Genomic DNA, 12,574 nt, shown 5'->3' with positions numbered 1-12,574 from the left:
TGTCATCTTCCCGCGTGCAACCAAGGCGGAGACGGCGCGTCGAAAGTCAAGGAATGGCGGAAAAAATCAGATGGCGTGGAAAGGCAATGGAGAGGGGGAACGGCGCGAGCCCATGCTGGACGCACGCCCGGACTCGCGCTTCGACATCCGCCTCGACGCCAATGACCGTGCTGCCGGCGCACCGCCGAGACTCGACCGGAATTCCGAGCGCAAGCCGGACCGAAAGGGCGAGCGCCCCGCTGGCAACCGGGCCGAGCCCCGCCTCTCCGAGCCTCGCGACGCGGCGCCGGCGGACCACGTTTCGTCGCCTGACGGGTATGACATGAGTGCCCGGCGCGAGCCGGTGCGCGGCGGAGGCGGCAAGTCCACGAAAGGCGCCAGCAAGGCCGCGCGGACGCAGAAGGCGCCCCGCCGCCGCAAGCGCGGGTCCTTCCTGTGGTTTTTCATCAAGTGGGGCTTCGTGCTCGGGGTGTGGGCGGTTCTGGTGGTCGGCGGCGTCGTCGCCTACGAGGCTTCCAAGCTGCCGCCCATGCAGACCCTCATGGTGCCCAAGCGCCCGCCCACCGTCATGATCCAGGCGGCGGACGGCAAGCCCTTGGCCACACGCGGCGACATGGGTGGAGCGGCGGTGCCCCTAAGGGAGGTGCCGGCCTATCTGCCCAAGGCCTTCATCGCCATTGAGGACCGGCGCTTCTACGATCATATGGGGCTCGATCCCCAGGGCCTCGCCCGCGCCATGGCGGCCAACCTCGTCTCGCGCCGCGTGCGGCAGGGCGGCTCGACGCTGACCCAGCAATTGGCCAAGAACCTGTTTTTGACCCAGGAGCGCACCTATTCGCGCAAGATCCAGGAACTGGTGCTGGCGCTCTGGCTGGAGCAGAAGTTCACCAAGAACGAGATCCTCGACCTCTATATCAACCGCGTCTATTTCGGTGCCGGCGCCTATGGCGTGGAAGCCGCCGCCCAGCGCTATTTCGGCAAGTCCGCACGCAACGTGACCTTGGCCGAGGCGGCCATGCTGGCGGGCATCGTGAATGCGCCCTCGCGCCTTGCGCCCACCCGCAACCTGAAGGCCGCGCAGGACCGCGCCGCTTTGGTGCTCGCCGCCATGCGCGAGCAGGGTCTCATCACGCCGGACATGGCGGCGGCTGCCCTGTCGCGCCCCGCCGTGCTCGTGCGTCCGGCAGCGCCCGATTCCTCCGGCTATGTGGCCGACTGGGTCATGGACCAGCTGGATTCCTATGTGGGCGAACTGTCCGGCGACGTGATCGTGCGCACGACCATCGATGCCTCCCTCCAGGGCGCGGCCCAGTCCGCGCTCACCGACACGCTGGCGAAATCCGGCGGCAAGTATGGGGTGGGGCAGGGGGCGCTTGTCTCCCTCGACACGGACGGGGCGGTCAAGGCGCTGGTGGGCGGCAAGTCCTATGAGGAGAGCCAGTATAACCGCGCGGTGGTGGCCCGCCGCCAGCCCGGCTCGTCCTTCAAGCCCTTCATCTATCTGACCGCGCTGGAGCATGGCCTGACCCCCGACACGGTGCGCGAGGACGCACCCATCCAGCTGAAGGGCTGGCGGCCGGAAAACTCCACCCACGATTATCGCGGGCCGGTCACCTTGCAGCAGGCGCTCGCTCTGTCGCTCAACACCGTGTCGGTGCGTCTGGTGCTGGAAGTGGGGCCGAAAGCGGTGGTGGCCACCGCCAAGCGGCTCGGCATCACCTCTAATCTGGACCCCAACCCCTCCATTGCGCTCGGCACCTCGGAAGTCTCGGTGCTGGAGATGGCGGCGGCCTATACGCCGTTTGCCAATGGCGGCATCGGCGTCATTCCCTATGTGATCGACAACGTGAAGGCCGCCAACGGCAAGGTGCTCTATGCCCGCGCGGGCCAGGGGCCGGGCCGGGTGATCGCGCCGGAATATGTGGGCGAGATGAACCGCATGATGCAGGAGGTGCTGGTTGCCGGCACCGGCCGCCGGGCGGAACTGCCCGGCTGGCAGGCGGGTGGCAAGACCGGTACCTCGCAGGATTATCGCGACGCCTGGTTCGTGGGCTACACCGCCCGCTATGTCACCGCCGTGTGGCTGGGCAATGACGATTCCTCGCCCACCAAGAAGGCCTCCGGCGCCAATCTGCCCGCCGAGATCTGGAGCCGCTACATGAAGGTGGCGCACCAGGGCATTCCAGTGGCCGAGCTGCCGGGCGGCGGCCGCGCGCCGGGCTTCGGCTTCCCCTTCCCGCAGGGCGGCCAGCCCGACGATCTGCCGCCCGCCGTGGTCGGCTCCATCCCCCAGCAGGCGCCCCCGCAGCAGCAGGAGCCCATGACGCTGGACCGCTGGTTCGTGGATACGTTCCTGGGCGGGCGCAGATAAGCTCCTATTCCGGCTGGTGGAGCGTCGGCGCCGGGCGGGTCACCGTGCGGCGACCGGCCTTCATGGCGAACAAGGGCTGGGCCAGTTCCGCCACCGCCTGGGCACGGCTTTCGCAGGCGAGGGCCACGAGGTTCGCCGGTTGGCCCACTTCGATGCCGTAATCGGCCACGTTCATCAGCTTGGCGGAGGACGCGCTCACCATGTCCAGGCAATCGGCCATGCCGGCGGGCGTCCCCACCTGGGCGACATTGGCATAGAGATTGGCAATGCGCACCGTGGAGCAGTCGCCGAAGGGGGTGAAGGGGTTCAGCACATTGTTGGTGGAGAGGGAGCAGGTGACCCCGATCTCCTTCAGCTTGTGCGCCAGCGCCACGCCGCGCGGGACATTGTGGTCGTACTCACGGCCGATCAGGAACAGGTCGGTGGAGGGCAGGGCGGTGAGCGCCACGCCCGCTTCCGCCAGGCGCTTGCCCAGCTCCATCAAGCGCGGCTCGGGCACGGCGGAGAGCTTGGTCACATGGCCGATGGCCACCCGCCCGCTCCAGCCCGTTTCTTCCGCCAGCCGGCAGACTTCCAAGAGATCGAGATGGGAGGGGTCGAGGCCGAAATCCAGGTGGAAGTCGATATCCACGTTGAAGCGCTGCGCCAGCGCGAAGATGCGGGCGATCTGGCCGTGGCTGTCCTTGTCCATATAGGGCGCGCCGCCCACCACGTCGGCGCCGGCCTCCAGCGCCGCCACCATCACGTCCTCGCAGCCGGGGTCATCCAAGAGGCCTTCCTGCGGGAAGACGCACAGCTTCAGGTCGATGGCCCAGGCATAGGCCTGCTTCAGCTTCAGCAGCGCCTTCACCGAGGTGAGCCCGATGCGCGGGTCCACCTCCACATGGGTGCGCATGCGCTGGGTGCCCTGGAGGATGGCCTTTTCCAGCGTGCGGGAGGCGCGCTCATAGACGTCCTCCTCGGTGAAGCCCTTCTTGGCGGCGGCCACCGCCGCGATGGCCTCGTCCAGCGTACCCTTCTGGCACTGGCAGCGGCCGAGCAGGCAGGACTTGTCCAGGTGAATGTGGGTCTCGCAGAAGCCCGGAACCACCAGGCGGCCGCCCAGATCCTCCTGCGGCCCGTCCGCCTCCAGCTTCACCTCGATGGCGGCGAAGCGGCCGTCCTTGATGCCGATGTCGACAAGCGTGTCCTCGCGTCCGGCGATCCGGGCATTGCGGAAGATGTGATCGAGGCTCATGGGAAAGGGCTCCTTGAAATCTATTGGGCCGCCGGGACCTATTGGGCTGCGGGACCTATTGGGCCGCCGGCTTGGCGCCGAGATAGGCGGCCTCGAGCGCCGCATCGCCGGTCAGCTCCGCCGCGCTGCCGGCCTTCACCACCCGCCCGCTTTCCAGCACATAGGCGCGGTCAGCGACGGTGAGGGCGAGGGCGGCCATCTGGTCCACCAGCAGGATGGTCACCCCCTCCTCGCGCAGCTCGGCCAGCACGTCGAACACCTCGTTGATGATGGCCGGGGCGAGGCCAAGGGACGGCTCGTCCAGCAAGAGGATGTCGGGTTTCGCCATGAGGCCGCGCGCGAGCGCCAGCATCTGCTGCTCGCCGCCCGAGAGGAGACCCGCCCGGCTGGCGATGCGCTCCTTCAGGCGCGGGAAGCGGGCGAGCTGGGCGGCAAGATCCCGCTCCAGCGTTGCGGCATCGGGCGCGTCGCGGCGGGACGTGGCGCCCAGCAGGATGTTGTCGCGCACGCTGAGTTCGGGGAACACCTGCCGGCCCTCCGGCACCAAGGCCAGCCCCATGCGGGCGATGCGGTGGGCGGAAAGCGTGGAGATGCGCACGTCCTTCAGCACGATGTCGCCGGCAACCGGCCGCAGCAGGCCGGTGAGCGCCTTCATGGCGGTGGACTTGCCCGCGCCATTGGCGCCGAGCAGCGCCACCAGTTCGCCCGGCTGCACCTCGATCCCCACATCTTCCAGCACCGGGGCGGCGCCATAGCCGGCGGTGAGGCGCAGCGCGGTGAGCACGGCGTCGCGCGGCCCGTCCCAGGGCGCCGCGCGGCCCCGGGCGCGGGTCTGCGTGCCCCCCAGATAGGCGGCGATCACCTGTCGGTTCTCGCGGATGGTGGCGGGCGGGCCGGCGGCGATGGGGCGGCCGGCATCCAGCACCACCACATGGTCGGAGATGCCCATGACCATGGCCATGTCATGCTCCACCAGGATGACGGCGATGCCGGCGTCCGCGATGCGCCGCAGGAGCCCGCTCAGGGCATCCTTGTCCGCCCGCATGAGGCCGGCGGCGGGCTCGTCCAGCAGCAGCACGCGCGGACGGGTGGCGAGCGCCCGGGCGATCTCCACCAGGCGCCGGTCCACATGGGGCAGGTCGTCGGCGCGCGCGGCCAGCGCCCCGGCATAGCCCACGAAGGCCAGCAGCGCCTCGGCGGTGGCGGCATCGGCGCCGGCGATGCGCACGTTTTCCAGCACTGAGAGCGTGCCGAACAGCTGGGTGGTCTGGTAGGTGCGGGCGATGCCAGCACGGGCCACCTGATAGGCCGGCGCGCCCGCGAGGTCCGCGCCCTCGCCGAGGCGGATGGAGCCGGCATCGGGCCTGTAGAAGCCGCCGATCATGTTGAGCACGGTGGTCTTGCCGGCCCCGTTCGGGCCGATCACCGAGGTCACCGCCCCGGGCTGAGCCTCAAGGCTCACCCCCGCCGCCGCCTTCACCCCACCGAAGGAGATGCCCAGCCCCTCCACGCGCAGCGGGGCGGCATTCTCCGGCCTGAGCCAGGACATAGGCACGGGCAGGCCGTCGCGCGCCGCGCGCGGGTCGGGCCGGCGCAGGCGGGCGAGGAGGCCCACAATGCCCTCGGGCGCGATCCACAGCACGGCGAGGAGCAGCGCGCCGAACAGCAGCAGGCGATATTCGGCCAGCCCCGAAAGCAGCTCCGGCAGGCCCGCCACCACCAGCGCGCCCAGCACCGGGCCGAGCACGGTTCCCGCCCCGCCCAGCACCACGGCGAACAGGAACAGAATGGACTGGGAGAAGGGAAAGGAGCCGGGGCTGATGAACATGAGGAGCGGCGCGAACACTGCCCCCGCCAGCCCCGCCAGCGCAGCGGACAAGGCAAACGCCAGCGTCTTCAGGCTCACCGGATTGAGGCCCACGGATTGCGCCGCCACCTCGCTGTCGCGCACCGCCCGCATGGCGCGCCCCAGCCGGCTGCCCGCCAAGGCCCAGAACCCGATGAGGCTGAGGGTGGCGAGGGCCAGCGCCAGCAGCGCCATTTCCCGCTCGGCGAACATGATCGGGCCCACCACCGGCGGCAGGATGCCCATGAGGCCGTTGGCGCCGCCCGTGACGTCCTTCCACTCGATGAGCGCATGCTCGACGATGAAGGCGAAGGCGATGGTGACCATGGCCAGATAGGGCCCGGACACCCGGAGCGCCGGCAGCGCCAGCAGCGCGCCGAGCGCCGCCGCCACCAGCACCGCCAGCGGCAGGGCGGCGAAGAAGTCCCAACCCTTCAGGATCAAGATGCCTTCCACATAGGCGCCGATGGCGTAGAAGCCCACATGGCCCAGCGACACCTGCCCTGCGAGGCCCAGGAGAATGTTGAGCCCGACGCCCACGATCACGGTGAGCGCGATGAGGGCGATCACGAATTGCGTGTAGCTCTCCGCCACGAAGCAGAAGGCGGCGACGGCTCCGGCGCCGAGGAGGATGGCGAGGGGCAGGAAAAAGCGTCCCATCTCACACCTTCTTCACGGCGGCCCGGCCGAACAGGCCGTTGGGCAGGAAGGCGAGGGCGGCGATGACCGCCGAGAAGACCAGGATCTGGGTGTAAGACGAGCCCAGATAGGCGGTGATGAGCGCCTCGGCGAGGCCATAGAGGAAGCCCGCCACCATGATGCCCGTGGCCGAGCCGATGCCGCCCAGGATCGCCACCGCAAACGCCTTGATGCCGAACATCAGCCCCATGTCGGACGCCACCGACATGAGCGGCGCGATCAGCATGCCCGCCACCGCCGCCAGCACCGCCGACGCAGCGAAAGAGAGCGCGATTGCGCGCTTCACGTCGATGCCCATGAGGCGTGCCGCGGACGGGTTCTGCACCACCGCCAGCAGTCGCTTGCCCGCCTTGGTGTGGCGCAGCAGCACATGGAGGCCGGCGGCGATGGCGATGCCCACGACGGGGATAATGAGCTGGAGCGGATAGACGCCGGCGCCAAACAGGCTCACCGGCTTGGTGGCGAGCAGGGAGGGCAGGGAGCGGGGCTCCTTGCCGAAGGTGAACATCACCGCATTGTCGAGGATGATGCCGCCCGCCACCGTCGCCATCAGCCAAGCATTGGAGCCGCGCGCCGCGAACGGGCGGACCAGAAAGCGTTCCACCACCAGCCCGAACAGCGCCGCCAAGGCCAGCGCCCCGATGATCGCCACGGCAAGCGGCGCGCCCAGCGTCACCCACAGGGTGTAGCAGAGCACGGCCCCGAGCATCACCGAGGAGCCCTGCGAGAAATTGACGGTGTTCGAGACCGCGTAGGTGACGTGATAGCCGAGCGCGATCAGCCCATACATGGCCCCAAGCGAGAGGCCGGAGACCAAAGCGGAGACGATCAGCATTCGGGGGGCCTCGCGAGTGTGTCAGCGGCGAGCGATCGTCGCCCTTGGGGCCGGCTTGTTTCAGACAAGCCGTTTGGCCTCTTGGTGGGCCGGCTTCGATTTCACCCTCTCCCGCTTTGCGGGGGAGGGCAGGGAGGGGGCGTTCCCGGCAGGCCCGCCGTCCTCCTTGGTCCCGCCCCCTCCCCATCCCTCCCCCGCGAGCGGGAGAGGGGGCAGGGTGCGCGGGGGGGTGCCGTTCATTCCGGTGCCGGGGCCTTGCAGGCAATGCGCCCCACCAGCCCCGTGCACCCTCTCCAATTTCACCCTCTCCCGCTTTGCGGGGGAGGGCAGGGAGGGGGGCGTCGTTCCCGGCAGGCCCGCCGTCCTCCTGGCCCTTGCCCCCTCCCCATCCCTCCCCCGCACGCGGGAGAGGGGGCAGGGTGCGCGAGCCGCCTCAGTTCACGGGCACGATTTCGGCGCCCTTGAAGTGGGTGAACATGTAGTCGTCCTTGGAGAGCGCATCCTGGTTCTCCGGCGAGAAGGGCTTCGAGTAGGTCTTGATGAGACCCTCATAGGTGCCGATCTCGTAGAAGGCCTTGCGCAGGGCCGGGCCGTCGGTGGTGCCGGCCTTGGCGATGGCGAGCGCCAGCAGGTGCATGGCGTCATAGGCATTGGCGATGCCCACCGCCGGGGTGACATCCGCCAGGGTGGTGATCTGCGGATACTTGGTCTTCAGCGCGGCCAGCACCACCTCGCCCTTCTTGGAGAGGTTTCCCGAGAAGGAATAGGTCTGCACCATCCGCACCTTCTCCGCGCTCGGCCCGCCCAGCTCCGTGAAGCGCCCGCCTGCCGGGCCCCAATGGGAGACCACGGGCACGTCCCAGCCCATGCGATCCAGTGACTTCACCACTTGCGCGGCCGGCTGGACGTTGGCGACCAGGAAGATGGTGTCGGCGCCCGCCTCCTTCAGGCGGGTGAGCTGGGGCACCATGTCCACGTCGTTATTGTCGAACTTCTCGGCACCCGCGACGGTGAGGCTGGCGGCGGCAGCCGCGGCTTTAAGGCCCTTCTCATTGCCCTCGCCCCAGGGATTGTTGATGAGCATGAGGCCGGGCTTCTTGGTCTTGTAGGTCTTCATGCCGTAATCGATCATGGCCTGGTCGACCAATTCGTCCACGGCCGAGACGCGGAACACGTAGTTTTCCGCCGCGCCATTGCGGGTGATGGCGGTGCCGGCTGCCCACACGCCGATGAAGGGCACCTTGGCCTGGTTGGCGAAGGGCACGATGGCCAGCGACACCGGCGTGTCGATGCCGCCGAAGAAGGCCGCGACCTTCTCCTTCTGCACCAGCTCGCGGGCGGCGACCACGCCCTTGGCGGGGTTGCTCTCGTCGTCGCGGCGGATCAGCTCGATCTTCTTCCCGAGCACGCCGCCGGCGCCGTTGATCTCGTCGATGGCCACTTCCAGGCCGCGCGTGATGGCCTCGCCCGACTTGGCGGACTGGCCGGAGAGGGCGGCGACGAGGCCCACCTTGATGGTGTCGTCGGCGCGGGCCGCACCACCCATCACCAAGGCGGCGCCAAGGCCGAGCATGGCGGCGCGGCGGCTGAAGGCGGGAAACTTTCGATGCTGCGAGGACCTGCTCATGGGGATCACTCCTCTCCCGGACGTCGCATCCCCTTCCGCAAGCATCGTGCCAGGGGGCGCCAGCACTGGACTCGCCGCGCCTGTGCCGGAGGGATGGGCGGATGGGTTCGGCCCGGAGCGGCCAATCGCCCAAGGATTGGGCATTTTGTGCACGAAGGATAGTCAAAATCGTATACGATTTTAGTGCGAGGCCCCGTCATGCGGCACGCGGCGCCTAGTGCGCGCCTCCCTCGCACTGTCACGGCCGGGCTTGTCCCGGCCATCCACGGGGATGGGCGAGGCATACCCAATACAAGTTTCGCCGAGCGGAGGGCCGTGGATGCCCGGGACAAGCCCGGGCATGATGGGAATCGGTGAGTGCACGAAAAAGTGCATCAAGATCGTATACGATTTTCTCTCATCTTGAGCCGCAAACGCTCTCGTGCCATTCAAAGATGGAATGGAGATCCAGATGAAGCAGCGGGGCGAGCGAGTCGACGCGATCTATGCGGGCCTGCGCCTCGCCATCCTGGAGCAGGTGCTCCAGCCGGGCATGAAGCTTCCCGAGGATGCCATTGGCGAGCAGTTCGGCGCCAGCCGCACGGTGGTGCGCCGCGCCCTGGAACTCCTGGCCAGCGAAGAACTGGTGGACATCCGCCCCAATCGCGGCGCCACCGTCGCCAAGCCCTCGCTGGAAGAGGCGCGCGATCTCTTCAGCGTCCGGCAGGATGTGGAGCAATTGGTCATTCGCCGCCTGTGCGGAAACCTCACCCCCGCCCAGGTGAAGCGCCTGGATGCCCAGATCGCGGCGGAGGAAAAGGCGCACCGGGAAGGCCGGCCGGAATATATCCGCCATGCCGCCGAGTTTCATCTGGTGCTGGCCGAGATGACCGGCTCGCCTTTGCTCGCCCGCTATATGCGCCAATTGGTGGGCCGCAGCGCGCTCATCCTCGGCCTTTATGGCCGCCCGCGCTGGACCGATTGCTCGGTGCAGGAACATCGCGATCTCGTCGCCTGCCTCGTCTCCGGCGACCGGGAGCGGCTGGAGCATCTCATGCACGACCATCTGGAGGCCGTGCTCACCCGCGCCATCGAGACCGCCGGCCGCGACAAGGACCGCATCCTGCGCGACCTGCTCGCACCTTATGCGGACGCTTCGCGGGGCGCCTAGCGGGCTCTCACACCACCACCCGCACCGGCGCCGCCGGGCGGGCCAGCAGGCCGGCAAGCAAGGTCAGGCCGTCCTCCAGCGCGCCGCGATCCGGCGCGACGCCCAGCGACAGGCGCACCGCCTCTTGGCCCGGCGTGCCGATGGCAAAGGCCGAGCCGGCGACGATGGACACGCCCGCCCGGTCCGCATGTTCAGCGAAATCCAAGGCCCGCCAGTGGGGCGGCAGGCGCAGCCAGACATGATGGCCGTGCGGGTCGGCGGCGAAGGCGTGGCCTTTCAGCGCCGCCCGCGCAAGCGCCTGGCGGGCCGTGTTCTCCGCGCGGATGGCGCGGGTGAGCAAGTCCAGCGTGCCGTCGAGGATCCAGCGGCTCGCCACCGCCGTCATGAGGGGCGGGGCCATCAGGCTGGTGGCGCGCAAGACGCCCGCGAGCCGCTCCGCAGCGTGCGCGTCGGGCGCCACCACATAGGCCGTGCGCAAGGCCGGCGTGGCGCATTTGGAGAGGGTGGCAATGTGCCAGCTGCGCTCGGGCGCCAGCTCCGCCAGGGCCGGAATATGCGCCGGGCAGAGCGGGGCGTAGGGATCATCCTCGATCACCGCCAGATCGTGGCGGCGGGCGAGGTCCGCCAGCGCCTGACGGCGGGCGGCGGGCAAGGTGGCGGTGGTGGGATTGTCGAGGGTGGGGATCACATAGAGCGCGCGGGGCGTGCCCGCCGTGCAGGCCGCTTCCACCGCCTCGGGGCGGATGCCCTCCTCATCCATGGCCAGCGGCACGAGGCGCAGGCCCCGTTGTGCGGCCACCGCCTTGAGGCCGGGATAGGTGGCCTCGCCCGCCAGCAGCACGTCGCCGGGCTTCAGCAGGGCGTCGCAGACGGCAAAGAGCGCGCATTGCGCCCCGCCAGCCACCACCAGCCGCTCCGCCGTCACATCCGGCAGCCGGCCGGAGAGCCAGCGGGCGCCAGCCGCGCGATCGGCGGGCGTGCCCGTGCTGTCCTGGTAGTGCAGGGTCAGGAGCCCGCGCGGGCCGGCCAGCAGGCTCGCCATGGCCTCGGGAATGCGGCGGGCGAATTGCGCCTCGTCCGGTTGGGGCGGGATGTTCATGCTCAGATCAATGAGCGGGCGCGGCGCGGGTGCCTCGCCAGGCGCGGAAAGCGCCTCGCTCACGAAAGTGCCGCGCCCGGCCTGGGCATCCACCAGCCCCCGGCGGCGCGCCTCGTTGAAGGCGCGGGTGACGGTGGTGAGGTCCACGTCCAGCGCCTCGGCGATGGCGCGCTGGGGCGGCAGGCGGTCGCCGCGCGCCACGCGGCCGGAGCGGATGTCCGCCTCCAGCGCGTCCACGATGCCGAGATATTTCAGCCGCGCGCCCGCCAGAAGCCTGGGGTGCCACATGCCTCTATTCCCCCGCCGCGATCCGGACATTGAGCTAGCATGTATGGGTGAGGGGCGAAAGCTCAGCCTTCCTCCCGCAGCACGCGGCGGCCTTCCTCGGCCTTGTAATAATATTGGCTGGCCACCAGCCATCCCTTCAGCGGCCGTAAGGGCGGAATGCAGGTGAGCAGCATCACCGGCAAGGTGGTGACCAGATGCACCCAATAGGGCGCCGCATAGGCCACCTCGATCCAGATGCCGAACACCACCGAGGGAATGCAGGCAAAGCAGATGACGAAGAAAGCCGGACCGTCCGCGGGATCGGCGAAGGAATAGTCCAGGCCGCACACGTCGCAGGACTTGCGCAGGGTCAGGAAGCCGTTGAACAGCTTGCCCTCGCCGCAGCGGGGGCAGCGGCCGCGCAGGCCCACCTGCATGGGGGAGAGAGGCGGCCAGTGGCGGTGCTGGGACATGGAACGCTCCTTGGGGCGCGATCTCCCTTGGGGGAGGGTGGGCCGATGTCCGGCTTCGCACCATTGGCGCCGCTTATGTATGTAATTTATCCATACATTATCCGCCTGTAAACGGCATGAGCCATACAATCGGCACGGGCCAGCCCGGACATTACGGCGCAGCGGGCGTCCTCAGCGCCACCATTTCGGCAAGGACGGCCGCATCCCCGCCCCGCACCAGCCGCGTGGTGCAGAGGGTCCCGCCCTGCGCGTCGGCGAGATGGGTCAGGATGTCAACCGCGTCGCCCGGGTCGATGTTCCCCTGATAGGCGATGCGCCGGCCGCGCGCGGTGGTGGCGCGCGCCAGGCCGGGGGCGTGCGAGAAAAGCGCCCGCTCGGCGAGGCTCACATAGCTGGAAAAATAGAGAAAGCCGGCGCCGTTGAAGTCCTCCGCCGGGCAGGGGGTAAAGGTGAGACGCGCGGCCTCCGGCGCCTGCGGCAGGACGAGCGGGGCCGGGCGAGCGCCGTCCCAGTCGGGCAGGTCGGCAAGGCCCGGCACCTCAACTCGGCAGATGCGGCGGTTGCTCGCCGCCTCCCGCCGCACGAAGGCGGAGACGAGGATGGCGGTGCCCGCCGCCGCGCCGTCCAGCATCAAGGCGTGGCGGCTCAGCACCTGGGTGCGCGAGAGCCGCCACAGATGGGAGCGCACCTCCAGGCGACCGTCCTCCCGCGCCGCATCGAGGCGGAGCCCTTCGAGCGTCACATGCCGGAAGGCGGCATAGACCCGTGTGCCGGTGCGGTCGGTGATGCGCGAGGGCGCGCAGCCCAATTGGCGGGCCAGCATCTGCCAATGCACATCGCCCAGATGCCGCAGCAGCCAGGTCTCCGACAGGCCGCCGGGGACGAGATGGGGCATGCCCAGATGCACCGATCCTTCAAGCCCGGGATCGGTCACGAGGCGGGAAGGCGGAGGCAGGAGGCTCATGGCGCG

Annotated in this window: 9 protein-coding genes; 2 read left to right on the top strand and 7 right to left on the bottom strand. The window is 69.3% G+C overall.

Translation table 11 applies throughout. The annotated features are described in order from the left end of the window. Positions 1 to 70: 70 nt before the first annotated feature. Positions 71 to 2,371 (top strand): transglycosylase domain-containing protein, encoded by a 2,301-nt coding sequence (locus J5J86_RS03685; RefSeq protein ID WP_209103549.1) that lies wholly within the window; start codon positions 71 to 73, stop codon positions 2,369 to 2,371. Positions 2,372 to 2,375: 4 nt separating this feature from the next. On the opposite strand, the gene J5J86_RS03680 is transcribed toward J5J86_RS03685, so the two are convergent. From J5J86_RS03680 to J5J86_RS03665, 4 genes are all read right to left on the bottom strand, one after another. Next, positions 2,376 to 3,608: an amidohydrolase family protein gene (locus tag J5J86_RS03680; protein WP_209103548.1), complete on the bottom strand. Its 1,233-nt coding sequence runs from the start codon at positions 3,606 to 3,608 to the stop codon at positions 2,376 to 2,378. A gap of 55 nt (positions 3,609 to 3,663) precedes the next feature. After that, on the bottom strand, positions 3,664 to 6,114 hold the full coding sequence (locus tag J5J86_RS03675; protein ID WP_209103547.1) for a branched-chain amino acid ABC transporter ATP-binding protein/permease: 2,451 nt from the start codon (positions 6,112 to 6,114) through the stop codon (positions 3,664 to 3,666). A gap of 1 nt (position 6,115) precedes the next feature. Then, entirely contained in the window at positions 6,116 to 6,985 is an 870-nt protein-coding gene (locus J5J86_RS03670) for a branched-chain amino acid ABC transporter permease (RefSeq protein ID WP_209105220.1), read from the bottom strand. A 436-nt stretch (positions 6,986 to 7,421) separates the two neighbouring features. Further along, on the bottom strand, positions 7,422 to 8,615 hold the full coding sequence (locus J5J86_RS03665; protein WP_446698654.1) for an ABC transporter substrate-binding protein: 1,194 nt from the start codon (positions 8,613 to 8,615) through the stop codon (positions 7,422 to 7,424). A gap of 451 nt (positions 8,616 to 9,066) precedes the next feature. Here J5J86_RS03665 and J5J86_RS03660 point away from each other — a divergent pair, with 451 nt between their 5' ends. Further along, positions 9,067 to 9,765 (top strand): GntR family transcriptional regulator, encoded by a 699-nt coding sequence (locus tag J5J86_RS03660; RefSeq protein ID WP_209103546.1) that lies wholly within the window; start codon positions 9,067 to 9,069, stop codon positions 9,763 to 9,765. 7 nt (positions 9,766 to 9,772) lie between these two features. Here J5J86_RS03660 and J5J86_RS03655 read toward each other — a convergent pair whose 3' ends face one another. The 3 genes from J5J86_RS03655 to J5J86_RS03645 all read right to left on the bottom strand — a co-directional run bounded on the left by J5J86_RS03655 (position 9,773) and on the right by J5J86_RS03645 (position 12,568). Continuing rightward, positions 9,773 to 11,152, bottom strand: coding sequence for an aminotransferase-like domain-containing protein (locus J5J86_RS03655; protein WP_209103545.1), 1,380 nt, complete (start codon positions 11,150 to 11,152; stop codon positions 9,773 to 9,775). A 62-nt stretch (positions 11,153 to 11,214) separates the two neighbouring features. Then, positions 11,215 to 11,604, bottom strand: coding sequence for a DUF983 domain-containing protein (locus tag J5J86_RS03650; protein WP_209103544.1), 390 nt, complete (start codon positions 11,602 to 11,604; stop codon positions 11,215 to 11,217). Positions 11,605 to 11,755: 151 nt separating this feature from the next. Continuing rightward, positions 11,756 to 12,568 (bottom strand): Pnap_2097 family protein, encoded by an 813-nt coding sequence (locus tag J5J86_RS03645; RefSeq protein WP_209103543.1) that lies wholly within the window; start codon positions 12,566 to 12,568, stop codon positions 11,756 to 11,758. Between the last annotated feature and the right edge of the window lie 6 nt (positions 12,569 to 12,574).

It is taken from the genome of Aquabacter sp. L1I39 (assembly GCF_017742835.1).
GTDB lineage: Bacteria > Pseudomonadota > Alphaproteobacteria > Rhizobiales > Xanthobacteraceae > L1I39.
The sequence above is the reverse complement of the archived record's forward strand: the minus strand, read 5'-3'. Positions and strand labels throughout refer to the sequence as shown.

Bases quoted from the DNA above. Each gene is read 5' to 3' on its own strand.
- J5J86_RS03680 (WP_209103548.1), bottom strand. From the start codon at position 3,608: ATGAGCCTCGATCACATCTTCCGCAATGCCCGGATCGCCGGACGCGAG.
- J5J86_RS03650 (WP_209103544.1), bottom strand. From the start codon at position 11,604: ATGTCCCAGCACCGCCACTGGCCGCCTCTCTCCCCCATGCAGGTGGGC.
- J5J86_RS03665 (WP_446698654.1), bottom strand. From the start codon at position 8,615: ATGAGCAGGTCCTCGCAGCATCGAAAGTTTCCCGCCTTCAGCCGCCGC.
- J5J86_RS03645 (WP_209103543.1), bottom strand. From the start codon at position 12,568: ATGAGCCTCCTGCCTCCGCCTTCCCGCCTCGTGACCGATCCCGGGCTT.
- J5J86_RS03685 (WP_209103549.1), top strand. From the start codon at position 71: ATGGCGTGGAAAGGCAATGGAGAGGGGGAACGGCGCGAGCCCATGCTG.
- J5J86_RS03660 (WP_209103546.1), top strand. From the start codon at position 9,067: ATGAAGCAGCGGGGCGAGCGAGTCGACGCGATCTATGCGGGCCTGCGC.
- J5J86_RS03655 (WP_209103545.1), bottom strand. From the start codon at position 11,152: ATGTGGCACCCCAGGCTTCTGGCGGGCGCGCGGCTGAAATATCTCGGC.
- J5J86_RS03675 (WP_209103547.1), bottom strand. From the start codon at position 6,114: ATGGGACGCTTTTTCCTGCCCCTCGCCATCCTCCTCGGCGCCGGAGCC.